Source organism: Collinsella sp. SGI.095 (assembly GCF_050314535.1).
GTDB lineage: Bacteria > Actinomycetota > Coriobacteriia > Coriobacteriales > Coriobacteriaceae > Collinsella.
This window is the reverse complement of record NZ_JBNPNG010000010.1, coordinates 30,190-47,310: the sequence shown is the minus strand read 5'-3', so window position 1 is coordinate 47,310 and position 17,121 is coordinate 30,190. Positions and strand designations below refer to the sequence as shown.

Here is a 17,121-nt window from a genome sequence, read left to right as displayed (position 1 = left end):
CGCTTATGAACATCGATATCGTCCTTTTTGCAGGCCGCATCGTACTGGTCGTCCTGCTTTATATCTTCTTGTTCGCCGTCATGAAGACCGGCGTGGGGCTCGTGCGCGGCCAGCGCCGCGACTCTGCCATCTGGACGATCGATGTGGACAAGGGCCCGCGCGGCATTCGCGGTATTCACGTGGATATGCTTGGCCCCGTCATCGTCGGTCGTTCGCCGTCATCTGACATCTGCATCAACGAGCCGTTTGTCTCTGCCTCGCATGCGCGTTTTTCGCTGCAGGGCCCGGCACTTATTATCGAGGACCTCAACTCGCTCAACGGCACCCTTGTTAACGGCCGCCAGCTGGTGGAGCCCGCAACGCTGCGCGAGGGCGACGAAGTCCAGATTGGCGACGTGGTCATGAAGGTGAACCGTCGATGATCGACGAGGAGAACAAGTCCGCAACCATGTCCGAGGCACTGGCTGCCCCCGCGGCCGTGCCGGCTCATGCCGCCCCGGCGGGCCCTGCGCCCGTTGAGCCCGAGGACACCGTGTTCTCCCTGCCTCTTTCGCATGTAACGCAAGACCATCTGATGCCCATCGATGGCCAGGATGAAGATAATTCCACCGATGCCCCCATCGGCGCGCACGCCGTTGCCGATCAACCTTCGGCACCGGAAACTACACCTGCGCCGGCCCACTTTGCCGAGTCTGTCGCCGCGGCAATCGATGAGAGCGCCGCGGTGTTTTTGGCCCCCGAGCCCACGGCACCGGTGTTTCCCGTAGTTCCAGCACCCACCGCAGCGCCCGAGCCCGCATCTACACCGGCACCCGCGGCGGCATCCTCCCCCGCGGCCGCATCGGCGCCCGAGGCCGTGCAGCCTACGGCCGAAGAGATGCCCGTCGCAGCGACGGAGGACGCCTCTCAGCCCCACAGCACGCCCGCGCCCGCGCACTTCGCGGCACCCGAGCCCGAAGCCGTCGCCCCGCAAGACGAAGAGCCTGCCGACCACACAACCAAAGTGCCCGCCACGTCTAAAGTCGACGACCCGAGCAACGAGGCCAACGCCGTCTCGCCCGGCGACACGGCCGAGATTGATGTCGCCGCCGTGGAGGCCAAGCTCAAGGACCCTGGTTCGACCATGAGTTTTGAGCCGCTGGCCGACGAGCGCATCGAGACCGATTCGACCTACGATGCCGGCACCACCACGCAACTCATGTGGGGCGCCCGCTCCGATGTTGGCTGCGTGCGTCCGCACAACGAGGACTCCTACCTGGTACAGTCGCCGCTCTTTTGCGTGTGCGACGGCATGGGTGGTCACGCCGCCGGCGAGGTAGCCTCATCCATCGCGGTCGAGACCATCGCCAAGACGGCGCCACAGGCTGCCGACGCCGCGCGCCTAGCCGCAGCCGTCGAAGCTGCCAACGCCGCCGTCATCGAGGCCGCACTCAACGGCCTGGGCAAGCCCGGTATGGGCTGCACGGCGACCTGCGCCTATATCGAAAACGACATGCTCGCCATCGCCCACGTGGGCGACTCGCGCGCCTACCTGCTCCACGAGGGCACGCTCATCCGCGTGACCCGCGACCACTCCTATGTGGAGGAGCTCGTGGACGCTGGCGAAATTACGGCCGACGAGGCGCGCGTCCATCCCAACCGCTCGGTTATCACACGTGCACTGGGTTCGGACCCCGCCATGTATGCCGACCACTTTACCCTGCACATCGAAGAGGGCGACCGCCTGATCCTGTGCTCGGACGGCCTTTCGAGCATGATTCCCGATAGCGAAATCGAAAACATCGCCACGCAATCGTCTACGGCGCAGATTTGCGTCGATAACCTGGTGGACGCCGCGCTCGCTGCCGGCGGCCACGACAACGTGACGGTAGTCGTTGTGGACCTGGTCGACGACGGCGTCATGCGCGAGGCGAAGCGTGTTCGCCGCCGCAACGTCACCATTGCCGCCATCCTGGGCATCGCTTTTGTGCTGGCGGCAGCCATCTGGGCCTACGCGGGCGTCACCGGCTCGTATTACCTGGGCACCTACAAGGACACCGTCGCGGTCTACCGGGGCATTCCCGGCAAGCCGCTCGGCCTTAAGCTGCACTGGCTCGAGAGCACGACCGCCATCAAGCTATCCGACCTACCCGAAGACACGCAGAATCGTCTGAAAGCAGGCATTCCGCAAACGAGTGTTGACGACGCGCAGGACACTATCTCCAAGTACCGTCATCAAATCGATGAGGAACAGACCCGCCAGGTGATCGACGCGCAAACGATTCGCGACAACACCGACCAGGAATCGACTTCCAAATCGAATTCCGAAAAAACCGCCGAACAGTCCGCCGAGGCCGAAGCCTCCGATAAGAATTAGAAAGGGAGTGCCGCTTATGAGTCGCCGCAACACCGAAATGCTCTTGCTCATCGCCTCGGCGTTCCCCGTCATCCTGCTGTATGCGATGTACGTGCTCACCGCAGGCGCTTCCATCTCGTTTGAAACGCTCGCCGTGCCGATCGGTCTTTTTGCCGCCTTCGCCGCGGCGCATATCGCCGTGCGCATCCTGGCGCCCGGTGCCGATCCGGCCATCCTGCCCATCGTCTTTGTGCTTTCGGGCATCGGCATCACGTTCGTAACGCGTCTGGCACCCGCCCTCGCCATCTCGCAGCTCGTCATTCTGTTTGTCTCGGTGGCACTGATGGTGGGCACGCTCGCGATGATCAAGAATCTCGATGTGGTCATGCGCTACAAGTACACCTTTGGCATCATCGGCATCATCTTGCTGATGCTGCCCATCTTTATCGGCACCACCATTTCGGGCTCCAAGCTGTGGATTCGCATCGCCGGCTTCACCATCCAGCCCGGCGAGTTCGCCAAGATTTTTATCGTATTGTTCTTGGCCGGATACCTAGCCGAAAACCGCGAGCTACTCTCCATCTCCAATCGCAAGATCTTGGGCCTCAAGGTCCCGCGCCTGCGCCTGCTGCTACCGCTGTTCGCTGTGTGGGGTGTATGCCTTCTGGTCGTTGTCTTCGAGCGCGACTTGGGCTCCGCTGTGCTGTTCTACACCATCTTCTTGCTGATGCTCTACGTCGCCACGGGACGTTTCTCGTATGTCGTCATCGGCCTTGCGCTTTTGGCAGTGGGTGCCGTGGGCGCCTACAAGTTCCTGTCGCATGTCCAGGTACGTTTCCAGATCTGGGCCGACCCCTTTAAGGATGCCCAGGGCCAGGGCTACCAGATTGTGCAATCCCTTTTCTCGTTGGCTGACGGCGGTCTTATCGGCGTTGGCATCGGTAATGGCATGGCCAATAACATCCCCGTCGTCGAGTCCGACTTCATTTTCTCGGCCATCGGCGAGGAAATGGGCCTTTTGGGCGGCGGCGCCGTACTCGTCCTGTTTATGCTCTTTGCCGTGCGAGGCCTGACCACGGCCGCCCGCGCTAAGTCCGACCTTGCCGCATTTAGCGCCACGGGCCTCACGGCCGCCATTAGCTTCCAGGCCTTCTTGATCGTTGGCGGCGTTACCCGCCTGATTCCGCTGACCGGCGTCACCCTGCCCTTTATGAGCCAGGGCGGCTCCTCGCTGCTGGCGAGCTTTATCATTGTCGCGCTTTTGCTGCGCGCCGGCGATGAGGCCACCGGTCGCGAGGCCGAGCTCACCGGTACCGGCACCATGGCCGCCATCACTGACGACCAGGTCGCTTCTGCCGCGGCGCATGCCGGCACGCGCTTCGCTTCTTCGTCTTCCTACGGCCGTGGCAGCCACTCCACCGGCTCGCGCATGCGTCGTCGCCTGCTCGATACGCCCGAATCTGGCGTGCTCGGCCGCGTGGCGCTCGCCAACCGCCTAACCCGCGCGGTGTTTGCCTTTACGGCCCTGTTCGCCATCCTCATCGGCAACCTCACCTATGTCCAGGTCATCAAGGCCAAGGATTACCAGGATATGCCGACCAACAATCACACCATCGCCCGTTCCAAGTACATCCAGCGCGGCTCCATCATCACGTCCGACGGCGTGACGCTGGCCGAATCGCTGCAACAGGAGGACGGCACCTACGTACGCTCCTACCCTAACGGCAACCTGGCCGCCCATGTGGTTGGCTATGTGAGCCAGCAGTACGGTACCGCCGGCATCGAGAGCGTGATGAACGACACGCTCACCGGTTCCAAGGATTACTCCAGCTGGAACAACGCCATCGCGTCGCTCGCGGGCCAAAACCAGCCGGGCAACACCGCCAAACTTACCATCGACTCCCGCATCCAGACGGCCGCCGAACAGGCTCTCAAGGGCTTTAAGGGCGCCGTTGTGGTCATGGACCCGCGCACTGGCGCGGTGCTCGCATGCGCCAGCTCGCCCACCTACGACAACACCAACATCGACGCCCTGCTGCAATCGGGCGGCGGTGAGGATGGTTCTATGTACGACCGCGCCATGGACGCCCTCTATACTCCGGGCTCCACGTTTAAGGTCGTCACGCTTTCGGCGGCACTCGAGACCGGCACCGCAAGCCTTTCGAGTACTTATCAGGCGCCCGGTTCCATGGATATCGGCAATGCACCGGTCACCAACTCCGCCAATGAGAGCTACGGCACGATTAGCCTGCAGCAGGCCTTTGCCGTGTCGTCCAACGTCGTCTTTGGTCAGGTGGCAAACGAGGTCGGCGCCAGCTCGCTCGTACAGTTCGCCAACGCCTTTGGCTATGGCCAAAAGCTCGGTCAGGACCTAACCGCCGCGGCGTCCATCATGGCCGACCCCTCGCTCATGACCGAGTGGGAAACCGCCTGGGCCGGCGCCGGCCAGCCCGTCGGCATGGACCACACGCCGGGCCCGCAGACCACCGTCATGCAGAACGCCGTTATCGCGGCGGCCATCGCCAACAGCGGCGTCGTCATGGACCCGTTCTTCGTTGCCCAGGTGCTCGCCCCAGACGGAACCGTGGTCAAGACCACGCAGTCCCGCTCACTGGGCCAGGCCGTCAGCGCCACCACGGCCGAACAGGTCAAACAGGCCATGCTCGACGTCGTTCAATCCGGCACCGGCACCGATGCCCAGATTCCGGGCGTCAAGGTTGCCGGCAAGACCGGCTCTGCCGAGACCGTCGGCACCAAGGTCAACTCGATGTTCGTCGGTTTTGCGCCTTACGATTCACCCACGGTCGCCATCTCGGTAGCCTTGGAGGATTACGACAAGCACGACGTCGAGGCGGCAAAGATCGCCGGCATCGTCCTGACCGCGGCGCTTGCCGCCCAGGGAGCGTGATGCCCGTGATTGATGCGCAAGCATGGGGCGTGCCGCGGCCGATAACACTAGCGGCAATGCGCCACACGGCCCCAGCGGCCTCAAATTTGGTACTACACACATCGTTGAGCGAATAGTCATGTTAGGAGCAGGAATGGAACAGAGGGTCCTCGGGGGAAGATACCTCCTCAAGGATAAGGTAGGGACAGGCGGCATGGCGACCGTCTACCGTGCACAGGACCAGGTCCTCGACCGCACGGTAGCTATCAAAATCATGCTGCCGCAATATGCCGGCGACGCCACCTTTGCCGCACGCTTTAAGCAGGAGGCCCAGGCAGCCGCCGGCCTCTCCTCCCCCTATATCGTCGGCGTCTACGATTGGGGCAAGGACGGCGACACCTATTACATCGTCATGGAATACCTGCGCGGCACCGACCTTAAGAGCGGCATCAAGAGCCACGGCGCCCTTGATCCCAAAAAGGTCGCTCAGATCGGCTCGCAGATCAGCTCCGCACTTTCGGTCGCCCACAAGCACGAGATCATCCACCGCGATATTAAGCCGCAGAACATCATGGTGCTGCCCGACGGCAACATCAAGGTCATGGACTTTGGCATCGCGCGCGCCAAGAACAGCCACCTTACGCAGGACAACAACGTTTTGGGCACCGCCCACTACGTAAGTCCCGAGCAGACCCGCGGGCAGGATCTAGGCCCCACCTCGGACATTTACTCGCTGGGCGTCGTGATGTACGAGTGCGCCACCGGCCGCGTGCCTTTCGACGGCGACGATGCCATCTCGGTCGCACTCAAGCAGGTCAACGAGCTGCCCGTGCCGCCGAGCCAGATCAACTCCGGTGTCGATGCCGATCTTGAGCGCATTATCCTCAAGTGCATGGAAAAAGATCCGGCTAACCGTTTCCAGACGGCCGACGAGCTGCGTCAGGTGCTCAACAGCTACCTGTCTGGTCGCGCCGTCAACGTGCCGGAGCCTACGCGCGTTATCGGCGCCGTTGGCGACCTGGGTGCCACCAAGACCCGAGAGCTATCCGACCAGACGCGCGCCATGGTACGCCCCGTCTCGGGCGTGAGCGGACAAAATAACGCTCGCAGCTCCGTCTCGGGTTCAACCGGCTCTTACGCCACCGAGCAGCCCAAATCCAACAAGAACAAGATCATCGCCGCCGTAGTTGCTGCGGTAGCCGTAATCGGCGTCATCGTGGCCTTTGCCACCGGACTCTTTGGCGGCGAGCAGGTCCCGGTTCCCGATGTGTTGGGTAAGGACCAGCAGACCGCCGTCGAACTGATTAAGGATGCCGGCCTTGACGTCGGAACCATTGACCAGAGCTACAACGACGACGTCGACGAGGGAAAGGTTGTCGAGCAGACTCCTAACGGTCACACCAAGAAGCCCAAGGGCACCAAGGTGAATCTGGTAATCTCCAAGGGTCCCAAGCCCTCCGAGAAGGTTGATGTCCCGCAGCTCGTTGGTCTGACCAAGGACCAGGCAGAGGCGGCGCTGGCAAGCGTCGGCCTTAAGGGCAATGCCACCGAGGAAGCCAACGAGGCCGAAAAGGGCGAAGTCTTTGAACAGGGCACCGATGCGGGCAAGGAAGTCGAGAAGGGCACGACCATCTCGTACAAAGTCTCGAGTGGACCCGACACCACCTCTGTCCCTGATCTGACCGACATGACCGAGGCTCAGGCACGCAACGCCCTCGATATGGCCGGCTTCGGCGTCGATGTAACCTACCAGGAGAACGATTCCGTCACCGAGGGCACCGTCATTAGCTGGAACCCCAGCGGTAAGCAAAAGCCCGGCGCCACGATTACCGTCGTCATCGCCAAGAAGTCCGGCAAGGCAAACGTTCCGGGCAACCTGTACGGCAAGAGCATCTCCTCCGCCGTCACCGCGCTCAACAACGCCGGATTCTACAACATCGCATTCTGCGATCAGAACGGCAACCCCGTGAGTGGTAACGAAAACGCCACCGTGACGGGCGTCTCCCCCACTGGCAAGCAGTCCACCGACAGCACGATCACGCTGACGGTTTCGATTTCTGGCTCTGGCACCGATTCAGGCGACGATTCCGGCACGACCAACTAGTCATCGAGACATTGCCCACAGCGGCTGATGCCGCAAACATATTCGCTCACAGGCGCCCGCTTGCTCCCCCAGCAAGCGGGCGCTTTCTTTATCCGAAGCAGCGAAAACTACGGCATGCCTTTAAACCAGAAGAGCCCGGTACCGCAGCGGTACCGGGCTCGATATTGCTCTGGTGCCCCCGGGCGGATTCGAAAACTCCCCCCGCGGGGAAATCGGTGACGCGGGTGTCGACGGCCCGAATCCGGCCCTTAGACCAGAAGAGCCCGGCACCGTGGTGGTACCGGGCTCGATATTGCTCTGGTGCCCCCGGGCGGATTCGAACCGTCGACACCCGCTTTAGGAGAGCGGTGCTCTATCCCCTGAGCTACGGAGGCATGTTGTACTAGTGTAGCAGATTTGCGCCACTGCCATGCAGCGCATAGCCACTCTTCGAAGTTACGGTGGGACAGCCTTCCGGAAAGCGTGTCCCACTATCCAGACGAATTCTGGAACGGGCTTTCCGGATGGGGCCTCTCTAGGAAACTACGACCCGAAATTTGAGCTCGAAACGGGATATGGTTTCCCAAATGAGCATGTTCCGGAAACTGCATCCCAGAATAGGCGCTCAAACTGGGATGATATTTCCCCAGCGAATCCCGCGAAGAGCTACAGGTAGTCATTGGGGACGTTCTTAAATGACTAGTCGTATAAGAACGTCGCAGGCGACTAGTTGCCTTTGTGGAAAAGGCCTTTGATGACGGAGGGGATGCTCTTGGCGCCCTTGGCCGTCACATCGATAAAGTCGGGCGAACGCACAAGCTTATCCTCGTCGACGTACTTGCGAACTGCACGAAGCGTCTCTTTGTCGTCGCGCGTCGAAAACGTAAAGTGGCCGTTATCCTTGGTAAAGATAGCAAAACGCGTGATCTTCTTAGTGCCGCGCAAAACCTCGGCGGCAATATAGTCGACCTCGTCCCACGGAATTTGAATAAAATCCTCGGGATTGCGCTCGTTGTAATACTCGAACGCCTTATTGCCCACCATCACGTTACCGTGGCTGGTAAGCCCCATCAGGCAGGTTGCCGGTGTTGCCAGATCGACCGTGCTGTTCTGAGATTGCGCCATGCGCGCCTCGCCCTCCAAATAAAACAATCGGACCGCATCCAGTGTACCCACCGGGTGCGGTCCGTTTCAATGGCTCAAAAGCCCTTGCCTAGCAACTCTCGGTCTTAAGCCGAAGCGCGATTACATGAAGCCGCAAACGCGACCGATGATACCGACGGCGAAGAGAGCCAGGATGATGACGATCGGGCTGACCTTCTTCTTGAGCAGCTTGCAGACGAACAGCGTCAGGCACACGGCAGCAAGGCCGGGGATGAGCTGATCGAGGTTAGCCTGAAGCGTGGTGACCTTCACCTGATCAAGGGCGGTAGCACCGACGGAGTTGTACATCGTCAGCGCTTCCTTGATGCCCTCGGCACCGGAAGGCAGGTTAGCCCAGTCAATGAAGGCGCCGGCAGACTGCGTGACCTTGGAGACGACCGGGGTGAAGGAGATGGACACCCAGCGCTCGACCAGGGCGCCGATGATGAACATACCCAGGATGGAAGCACCCTCGGTGACCTTGCCCATCAGACCGCCGGAGAGGTCCTTGGCGATGGAGGAGCCGACCTTATAGCCAAACTCCTGCGTGTACCACAGGAAGGCGTAACGGATGATGTTCCACGCGAAGAAGAACAGCAGCGGACCGGCGATGCTGCCGGACAGGGCCAGGGAAGCGCCCAGAGCGCCCAGGATCGGGCGAAGGGTGAACCAGAAGGCGGGGTCGCCGACGCCGGCGAGCGGGCCCATCATACCGACCTTGACGCCCTGAATGGCGACGTCATCGATCGGTGCACCGTTGGCGCGCTCCTCCTCGAGAGCGAGGGTAACGCCAATGACGGGGGCGGAAACATAGGGATGGGTGTTATAGAACTCCAGGTGGCGCTTAAGCGCGGAAATCTGGTCGTCCTTGCTGGTGTAGAGCTTCTTGATCGCAGGGATCATTGCGAAGCACCAGCCGCCATTCTGCATACGCTCGTAGTTCCACGAGCCCTGAAGGAACTGATGACGGAAGCAAACCTTCTTGCGGTCAGCCTTGGTGAGCTGAATCTTGTTCTCTGCCATATGTATCACTCCCCTCCTACTCGTAATCGTTCAGAATGTCGCCGAGCGGGTCACCGGAGCCACCGCCCATGCCGCCACCCTGCTTGGCCAGATCCTTGAGGCCAAGGTAGATGAGGGCAAGGGAGATGCCGATGAGGCCAAGAGCGATCAGCGTGAGCTGAGGGATGGCAGCAAGGACAAAGCCGAGGATGAAGAACGGCCAGGTCTCCTTGGTGGCCATCATGTTGATGACCATGGCGTAACCGACGGAAGCGACCATGCCGCCGCCGACAGCCATGCCGCCGGACAGCCAGTCGGGCATAGCGTTAAGCGCGTTGGTGACCGCCTCGGCCGGGATGATGCACAGAAGTACTGCCGGGATGGCGATACGAAGACCCTGCATGAGGATGGCGGCGTACTGCCAGCGCTCGATGCCGGCGAAGTCGCCCTTCTCGGCGCAACCGTCCATGGCGTGAGCGATAGCGGTAGCCAAGGTACGGCAGATCATGGTCAGGAACAGACCAGCGACCGACAGCGGGACGGCGACGGCGATGGCGGCGGTAACGGCCTTGGCCGAATCGGTGGCGCCACCGTTGAGGGCGAGCACCATGATAATCGAAGAAGCGACCGAGGCCAGAGCGGCGTCAGGCGCGACGGCGGCGCCGACGTTAGCCCAGCCAAGGGCCATCATCTGGAGCGAACCGCCCAGGAGGATGCCCTCCTGAAGGTGACCGGTTACGAGACCGATAAGCGTGCATGCCACGAGCGGCTGATGGAACTGGAACTCATCCAGAATGCCTTCCATACCGGCAAGCAACGCGACAATCGCAACAAGCAGAATAGTGATTGCAGACATGTATCGGACCCTCCTTTACTATGCTTGAGCGGCCAGTTCGGCCTTAGCTTTCTTCAACATGGCGTCGAGATCCTCGGAGGAATCCGAAGGAACCTTGCGGACCTCGAACTTGACGCCCTTGGCCTTGAGGGCCTCGAGAGTCTTAACGTCGTCATCGCCCATAGCGACGGCGTTGGTGACGACGACCTTGCCCTTGGAGTGAGCCATGGAACCGATGTTGACTTCCTTGATGTCGACGCCGGCCTCGATAGCCTTGAGCAGATCCTGCGGGTTCTCAAAGAGCAGCATGGCCTTGGTGTCACCAAAGCGCGTGTCCTTGACAACCTCGGCCATCTTCTTGATGGGCACGACGTTGGCATGGACTCCCGGAGGGGCAGCCTGCTCGATCATGGTCTTGCGGAGCTCGTCGTGAGCAACGCCGTCGGAAACCACGATGATGCGGTTGGGGTTGATCTGCTTGGTCCACGTGGTGGCCACCTGACCATGCAGCAGACGGGTGTCGATACGGACGTGGGCGATCTTGATGTGCCCATCGCCGATGACCGTTCCCGGAGGGATGGCGCCTGCAGGAGCAGCGGCGGCCGTGGCCGGCTTCTTCTCCTCGGGCTCCAGAGACTCGGGCTTGACGCGCACGCCAGCCTTAGCCTCAGTCACGAGATGTTTTGCGATCGCATGTGCAGTGTTCTTTGCGTCAAAGCGCTGCGAATATGCCTCGATGAGCATAGGCAGGTTGACACCGGTGACGATAGCCCAGGAATCGTGGCCCTCGATGAGACCGCTGATCTGGTTGAACGGCGTGCCGCCCCACAGATCAACGAGGAAGAGCACCTGCTCCTGGTCCTCGAAGGAAGCGATTGCTTCCTCGACCTTGGCACGGAAGTCGTCGGGGCCCATGCTCGGCTCGAGCGAGACCACAGCCACAGACGGCTGATCGCCAAAGACCATCGAGCCCGTCTGCTTGATTCCGGCTGCCAAGTCCCCGTGGCTAGCAAGAACAATACTTACCATCACATAACCTCCTCTTTGTCTACGTATTTCCTACACGACATGAAAGGAGTATACCTGTTCGTCCTGTAAAATTATAGAGAAAAATGCGAATGATTGGATAATTTGTTTAAACGTCTAGGTTTGTTACAAGTTGATTACGTTACTGCTTTTTGACGGATTACACGCCAAGGCGTCACTTATCAAGCCATTCATTTTACAGATACAAGCAGGCTGGTCATTAATATCGATTTTAGGCAAGCGCGAATGCGCTTGTACTGCAGTTATTTTGTTTAAACAGACATAACTTGACTATTAGCGTGACTTATGCACTAACGTAAGTAGTCATTGGGGACGTTCTTAAACGACTAGTCAAACAAGAACGTCCCCAACGACTAGGGGCTAGACGATGTGGAGGGGGTTGGCAGCGTCGACGGCATCGGGGGCGTCGGAGAGGCCGTCGGGAGCAGCATCTGGCGGGTCCTCGTCGGGGGTCTCAATCTGCTTGATCATGACCTCCTGGCCCTGCAGCAGGTATGTCTCGCCGCTACCGCAATGGGGACAGATCTTGCCGTGCTCGACCGTCGCATAGTCGCGGCCGCACGCCTCGCAATGCGTCACGGCCTCGACAGGCTCCACGATAAGCTCCGCGCCCTCGGTGATAGGCTTTTTATCTGCCGCCCAGCGCCAAGCGTCGAGCAGCAAGTCGGGAACGACGCCCGAGACCTCGCCCAGCAGCAGCGTGACGCTCGAAACGCGACTCACGCCATTGGCGCGCGCCACGTTCTCGACATCGCGAATAATGTGATAGACGATTCCCAATTCATGCAAGGCGAAAACCCTTCTGCAGCGGTTGATACGATGTCAATCCATATATCAGCGAGCGGCGATCCAGGTGCCCCAGGTTGCCCCGAAACAAGGCGTCCGCTGGGCTTTTTGCCCGCGGCGCCGCAGTTGAGGGGCAAGATGGGGTATCTGGGCGCCGCGCAGCGTCGGCAGTGCCGCCGTTCGTTAGAACGGCGGAGCCTCATTACTTCTTCCCGAATTTGATCTTGATGGCACGCTTGAGCGCGTACTTGCCCAAGCTGGGGAGCTTTTGCTCGTATTTAACCATCGTGGAGCACTCGGGGCGGTCGCGATCCAGATGGATGGCGTCGAACGCGCACTTGGTGGTGCACAGACCGCAGCCGATACACTTGTTGGGGTCGACGATCGAGGCACCGCAACCCAGGCAGCGGGCGGTCTCGGCGCGCACCTGCTCCTCGGTAAAGGTCTCGACGTACTCGCTAAAGGGCGCGGCCTTCTCGCGCTCGCGGTCGACATGTGCCACCTCGCGGGTCGCGTTGTCGTAGCTCTCGATCACGACATCGTCGCGGTCGAGCGCGATGTAGCGGCGCTGGTTGCGGCCGATGGTGAGCGTGGAGCCCGGTTGCACAAAGCGGTGGATGGACACGGCGGCCTCGTGACCGGCAGCGATGGCGTTGATGGCAAAGCTCGGACCGGTGTAGACGTCGCCGCCCACAAAGATGTCGGGCTCAGCGGTCTGGTAGGTCTGAGGATCGGCAAGGGCACCCTGGCCGCGACCAAGCTCCACCTTGGAGCCAGCCAGCAGGTCGCCCCACACGATGGACTGACCGATCGACATGACCACGCGGTCGGCGTCGACACGACGCAGGTCGTTCTCGTCGTACTCGGGCGCAAAACGGCCCTCGTCGTCAAAGACACGCGTGCAGCGCTTGAAGGTGATACCGCACACACGACCGGCCTCGTCCAGATGGACCTCCTTGGGGCCCCAGCCGCAGCTGATGTGGGCGCCGTCCTCAACGGCCTCGCGACGCTCCTCCTCGCTGGCGGGCATCTGGGCCTCGCTCTCCAGGCAGAATATCTCAACGTGCTCGGAACCCAGACGGCAGGCGTTGCGCGCGACGTCGATAGCCACGTTGCCGCCGCCCACCACGATGGTGCGGCCGGACAGCGCGTCGATCTTGCCACTGTTGACCTTGCGCAAAAAGTCGACGGCCACGGTCACGTCCTCGGCATCCTCGCCCGGAATACCGGCGAGGCGGCCGCCCTGGCAGCCAATGGCAACATAAAAGGCCTTAAAGCCCTGCTCGCGCAGCTCGTCGAGCGTCACATCGCGACCGACCTCCACGCCATAGCGGAACTCGGCGCCCATCAGGCGAATGACCTCGACCTCGGCCTCGATAACATCCTTCTGCAGCTTAAAGCTGGGAATGCCATAGGTGAGCATGCCGCCCGGGCGCTCATTCTTCTCGAACACGACGGGCTTGTAGCCCTTCTCGGCCAGGTAGAAAGCGCAGGACAGGCCGGCCGGACCGGCACCGATGATGGCGATCTTCTGGTCGAAGCCGCCGGCACGCGTCGGGGTCACCACAGGTGGGACATAGCGGGTCGCGGCATCCAGATCGCGCTGGGCGATAAACTTCTTGACCTCGTCGATGGCCACGGCCTCGTCCACGCGACCGCGGGTGCAGGCATCCTCGCAGCGGCGATTGCACACACGGCCGCAGATAGCGGGCAGCGGGTTCTCGCGCTTGATGAGCGCTAGCGCCTCGTCATAGCGGCCCTGCGCCGCGAGCTTCAGATAGCCCTGAACGGCAATGTGCGCGGGGCAGGCCGTCTTGCAGGGCGCGGTGCCGGAATCGTGTGTCTCGATGCGGTTGTCGTTGCGGTAGTTGGGCGACCACTTGGTGTGGTCCCACTTGGTGGCATCGGGCAGCTCCTGGCGCGGATACTCGGGCACCTGTCCGCCGGCCTTTTTGCTGCAGAGCTTCTGGCCGAGCTTGACGGCACCAGCCGGGCACACCTCAACGCAGCGACCGCAGGCTACGCACTTGTCCTTCTCGACCTTGGCGACATAGGCCGAGCGCGACAGGTTGGGCGTGTTGAACAGCTGCGAGGTGCGCAGGGCGTAGCACACGTTGACGTTGCAGTTGCAGATGGCGAAGATCTTGTTCTCGCCGTCGATATTGGTGATCTGGTGCACAAAGCCGTTGTCCTCGGCCTGGCGCAAGATGTCATAGACCTCCTCACGCGTCACATAATGGCCGCGGTCGGTCTCAACCACATAGTCGGCCATATCGCCCACGGCAATGCACCAGTCGGCGGGGTCGTCGGCGCAGCCCTCGCCCATCACACGACGGCTCGCGCGGCAGCTGCAGGTGCTGGCGGCATATTTGCCCTCGTATTTGTCGAGCCAATGCTCGATATGCTCGATCGGCACCGAGGTGCTCGAAGCATCGATAGCCTTCTCGACCGGAATGACGTGCATGCCAATGCCGGCGCCTCCGGGCGGCACCATCGGCGTGGCTTTGGACAGCGGCCCCTTGGACGCCTGCTCAAAGAACTTGGCATAGACCGGATGCTCCTCGAGCTGGCTCACGCGCATGTTGAGGAACTCGGCGGAACCCGGCACCAGCATGGGCAGTACCCACTGCTTGGCGCGCTCGGGATTTTCCCAGTTGTACTCGAGCAGACCCGTGTAGCTCATGTCGTCGAGCATCTTCTCGATCTGGGCCTCGGGCATGCCGGTGAGCTTGACCATCTCGGGCAGCGTATAGGGACGGCGCATCTTCATCTTGCAGAGCACTTCGGCCTGCTCGTCGGTTGCGGCCTCGGCAAACGACCAGTACTCGTAGCCCAGCAGCTCGTCGCGATGCAGCAGACGGTTGGTGCAATGCTCGCACAGCTTGACAATGGCCTCGCGCGGATGTTCCGGCAGCGGCGGCACGAACTCCGAACCGATGTCGGGCTCGGTGTAGCTAATTCCCGGTCCGTTGAGAATCATGGTTGTCCCTTCTCTTGCCGCAGCCCGACGAGGCCGCAGCGCCCCTCTTTTTTGCAGGCCGGGCATGCCCCCATGCCGTTCACCCGCCATTGTTGACATTATGTCAAAAATAGTATTGACGAACCGTCAACACTATTCAAGACTATTAGGCGAACGGTCGGGCCCAAACGGATGAAAGGCGGCAAGCGCATGAGCGATAACGCAGCGAACACCCCTGTGGCCGACGCCGTCCCCACGCCCGACAGCGCGGCAAAGCGCCTGACAGGTGACGAGCGCCGTCGCGAGATTCTCGCCGCCGTGCGCGCCGTGAGCTCCGAGCTGGGCGTGTCCCATCTATCCGTCTCGGCCGTGACCAAGCGAGCCGGCTGCACGCGCTCGCTGTTCTACCACTACTTCGTCGACATGGACGCCGCCGTCACCGCCGTCATGGACGAGGCAATCGACGGTTTTATCTCCGAGCTCGAGCAGTGGAATGCCAGCCGCATCGTCGGTGATATCGAGGGCGCACTCGACACCGTCGCCCCGCTCTTTAAGCGCCTGGTTGTGAGCGGCCACGAGCTGCCGAGCACGCTCATCTCGAGCAGCGGCGCGCTCTACGGCGGCTTTCTGCACAACGTGGTCCAGCGCGTGGCGCAATACATCTGCGACACCACCGTGGTGGACTTTGTCGCCCATCATGACCTGCGCATCGACCATGTCTACGAGACGTTTTACACCCTCATCATGGGGCTGTTGATGTACATCCGCACGCACCCCGATGTGCCCGACGAGACGGTTAAGGAGATTATCGCCTCGACACTCCACATCGAGGGCTACACCGCCAAGTATTCCGAGCGCAAGCCCAGGAACTGATGACATTTGGCCAAACTGCCCGCGACGGAAGAGGGGCCGCGGGCGTATGAAAGGAGAGCAGCATGCTGTTCGATGTTTGGGGTAGCGATACCCTTATCCACTGGGCCGGCTGGGCGATGGTCTTTATCGGCTTGATCGTACTCAACGAGGTCGGCCGCCGTACCAAGCTCGGCGCGGCCATCATCTTTGGCGTGGCTCCGCTGGCCATGACCATCTACTGCATCGCCATCGCCGTCGGCGTTTCGCAGGGTGCCGAGTGGGCGCTCACCAACCCCACCCATGTATACCAGAACAGCTGGTTCCATTACGCCAAGGTATACGCGGCGCTGGCCGGCTGCTGGGGCTTCATTGCCATTAAGTACCAGTGGGGCAAGATCGGCAAGGCGCATTGGTTCCGCGCATGGCCGTTTGTGATCGTCGCCATCAACATCTTGATTGCCGTCGTGTCCGACTTTGAGAGCGCCTATCACTTCTTTGTCCTGGGCGAGTCCACCTGGGTCACCTCCGAAGGTGCTACGCAGCTGGCCGGCTGGAACAACGTGTTCAACGGCATCGCGGGCATCATCAACATCTTCTGCATGACCGGTTGGTGGAGCGTCTACGCCTCCGAGGACAAGACCGACATGCTGTGGCCCGACATGACCTGGGTCTACATCATCGCCTACGACATCTGGAACTTCTGCTACACCTACAACTGCCTGCCCACCCACTCCTGGTTCTGCGGCTTTGCGCTGCTGCTGGCGCCCACCGTCGCCGCCTTTATCTGGAACAAGGGCGGCTGGATCCAGAACCGCGCCTTTACGCTGGCCATTTGGTGCATGTTTGCCCAGGTGTTCCCCTACTTCCAGGAGGAGTCCATCTTTGTGACGCACTCCACGCTCGACCCCGGCGCCGCCACCGCGGTCTCGATCGTCGCACTGGTAGCCAACATCGCCGCGATCATCTACGTCGCCTACCGTGCCAAGAAGCTCGGCCGCAACCCCTACAAGCAGGATGTCTTTGAGGGCACCAGCGATTGGGAGAAGGCCACTGCCCGTCGCGCCAAGGTTGATTACGCGCACGCCGAGTAACGCGCCTGACGCAAACATCGCTTGAGCACGAAGCGGCATAGCCGGCTCCGCGCAACTCAACGCACTGCAGAGCCCCCGAAACGTGATTCGTTCGCGTTCCG

At 61.3% G+C, this 17,121-nt stretch carries 12 protein-coding genes and 1 tRNA gene; 6 read left to right on the top strand and 7 right to left on the bottom strand.

What is annotated here, in order from left to right; all coding sequences use genetic code 11:
- Window positions 1-5 precede the first annotated feature (5 nt).
- The 4 genes from ACQRCA_RS05380 (at window position 6) to pknB (ending at window position 7,326) form a co-directional block, all read left to right on the top strand.
- On the top strand, window positions 6-422 hold the full coding sequence (locus ACQRCA_RS05380) for an FHA domain-containing protein (RefSeq protein WP_055250779.1): 417 nt from the start codon (window positions 6-8) through the stop codon (window positions 420-422).
- Window positions 419-2,356: a Stp1/IreP family PP2C-type Ser/Thr phosphatase gene (locus tag ACQRCA_RS05375; RefSeq protein WP_427719322.1), complete on the top strand. Its 1,938-nt coding sequence runs from the start codon at window positions 419-421 to the stop codon at window positions 2,354-2,356. The genes ACQRCA_RS05380 and ACQRCA_RS05375 overlap by 4 nt, the downstream gene beginning before the upstream one ends.
- A gap of 16 nt (window positions 2,357-2,372) precedes the next feature.
- Window positions 2,373-5,243 carry an FtsW/RodA/SpoVE family cell cycle protein gene (locus ACQRCA_RS05370; RefSeq protein WP_427719320.1) on the top strand — a complete coding sequence of 957 codons (2,871 nt, stop codon included), beginning with the start codon at window positions 2,373-2,375 and terminating at the stop codon, window positions 5,241-5,243.
- Between the two features lie 133 nt (window positions 5,244-5,376).
- A complete protein-coding gene (pknB, locus tag ACQRCA_RS05365; RefSeq protein ID WP_154518435.1) occupies window positions 5,377-7,326 on the top strand; it encodes a Stk1 family PASTA domain-containing Ser/Thr kinase in 1,950 nt (649 codons plus the stop codon).
- Between the two features lie 298 nt (window positions 7,327-7,624).
- On the opposite strand, the gene ACQRCA_RS05360 is transcribed toward pknB, so the two are convergent.
- From ACQRCA_RS05360 to ACQRCA_RS05330, 7 genes are all read right to left on the bottom strand, one after another.
- Window positions 7,625-7,700: transfer RNA gene (locus ACQRCA_RS05360), tRNA-Arg, on the bottom strand.
- 331 nt (window positions 7,701-8,031) lie between these two features.
- Window positions 8,032-8,430, bottom strand: a complete 399-nt coding sequence (locus ACQRCA_RS05355) for a DUF956 family protein (RefSeq protein WP_427719318.1) — start codon at window positions 8,428-8,430, stop codon at window positions 8,032-8,034.
- Window positions 8,431-8,550: 120 nt separating this feature from the next.
- Window positions 8,551-9,471, bottom strand: coding sequence for a PTS system mannose/fructose/sorbose family transporter subunit IID (locus ACQRCA_RS05350; protein WP_154518429.1), 921 nt, complete (start codon window positions 9,469-9,471; stop codon window positions 8,551-8,553).
- Between the two features lie 16 nt (window positions 9,472-9,487).
- Complete coding sequence (locus tag ACQRCA_RS05345) at window positions 9,488-10,306, bottom strand: PTS mannose/fructose/sorbose transporter subunit IIC (RefSeq protein WP_022094171.1); 819 nt, start codon at window positions 10,304-10,306, stop codon at window positions 9,488-9,490.
- 18 nt (window positions 10,307-10,324) lie between these two features.
- Complete coding sequence (locus ACQRCA_RS05340) at window positions 10,325-11,314, bottom strand: PTS sugar transporter subunit IIB (RefSeq protein WP_154518426.1); 990 nt, start codon at window positions 11,312-11,314, stop codon at window positions 10,325-10,327.
- A gap of 378 nt (window positions 11,315-11,692) precedes the next feature.
- Window positions 11,693-12,121, bottom strand: a complete 429-nt coding sequence (locus ACQRCA_RS05335) for a hydrogenase maturation nickel metallochaperone HypA (protein ID WP_427719316.1) — start codon at window positions 12,119-12,121, stop codon at window positions 11,693-11,695.
- 199 nt (window positions 12,122-12,320) lie between these two features.
- Window positions 12,321-15,098 (bottom strand): FAD-dependent oxidoreductase, encoded by a 2,778-nt coding sequence (locus ACQRCA_RS05330; RefSeq protein WP_427719314.1) that lies wholly within the window; start codon window positions 15,096-15,098, stop codon window positions 12,321-12,323.
- A gap of 189 nt (window positions 15,099-15,287) precedes the next feature.
- Between ACQRCA_RS05330 and ACQRCA_RS05325 the strand changes: the two genes are divergently transcribed.
- Window positions 15,288-15,950, top strand: a complete 663-nt coding sequence (locus ACQRCA_RS05325; RefSeq protein WP_427719312.1) for a TetR/AcrR family transcriptional regulator — start codon at window positions 15,288-15,290, stop codon at window positions 15,948-15,950.
- A 62-nt stretch (window positions 15,951-16,012) separates the two neighbouring features.
- Entirely contained in the window at window positions 16,013-17,020 is a 1,008-nt protein-coding gene (locus tag ACQRCA_RS05320) for a DUF5692 family protein (protein ID WP_154518417.1), read from the top strand.
- Window positions 17,021-17,121: the final 101 nt, after the last annotated feature.

Excerpts from the sequence above, each read along its gene's own strand:
- ACQRCA_RS05380 (WP_055250779.1), top strand. The coding sequence starts at position 6 with ATGAACATCGATATCGTCCTTTTTGCAGGCCGCATCGTACTGGTCGTC.
- ACQRCA_RS05375 (WP_427719322.1), top strand. The coding sequence starts at position 419 with ATGATCGACGAGGAGAACAAGTCCGCAACCATGTCCGAGGCACTGGCT.
- ACQRCA_RS05370 (WP_427719320.1), top strand. The coding sequence starts at position 2,373 with ATGAGTCGCCGCAACACCGAAATGCTCTTGCTCATCGCCTCGGCGTTC.
- pknB (WP_154518435.1), top strand. The coding sequence starts at position 5,377 with ATGGAACAGAGGGTCCTCGGGGGAAGATACCTCCTCAAGGATAAGGTA.
- ACQRCA_RS05355 (WP_427719318.1), bottom strand. The coding sequence starts at position 8,430 with ATGGCGCAATCTCAGAACAGCACGGTCGATCTGGCAACACCGGCAACC.
- ACQRCA_RS05350 (WP_154518429.1), bottom strand. The coding sequence starts at position 9,471 with ATGGCAGAGAACAAGATTCAGCTCACCAAGGCTGACCGCAAGAAGGTT.
- ACQRCA_RS05345 (WP_022094171.1), bottom strand. The coding sequence starts at position 10,306 with ATGTCTGCAATCACTATTCTGCTTGTTGCGATTGTCGCGTTGCTTGCC.
- ACQRCA_RS05340 (WP_154518426.1), bottom strand. The coding sequence starts at position 11,314 with ATGGTAAGTATTGTTCTTGCTAGCCACGGGGACTTGGCAGCCGGAATC.
- ACQRCA_RS05330 (WP_427719314.1), bottom strand. The coding sequence starts at position 15,098 with ATGATTCTCAACGGACCGGGAATTAGCTACACCGAGCCCGACATCGGT.
- ACQRCA_RS05325 (WP_427719312.1), top strand. The coding sequence starts at position 15,288 with ATGAGCGATAACGCAGCGAACACCCCTGTGGCCGACGCCGTCCCCACG.
- ACQRCA_RS05320 (WP_154518417.1), top strand. The coding sequence starts at position 16,013 with ATGCTGTTCGATGTTTGGGGTAGCGATACCCTTATCCACTGGGCCGGC.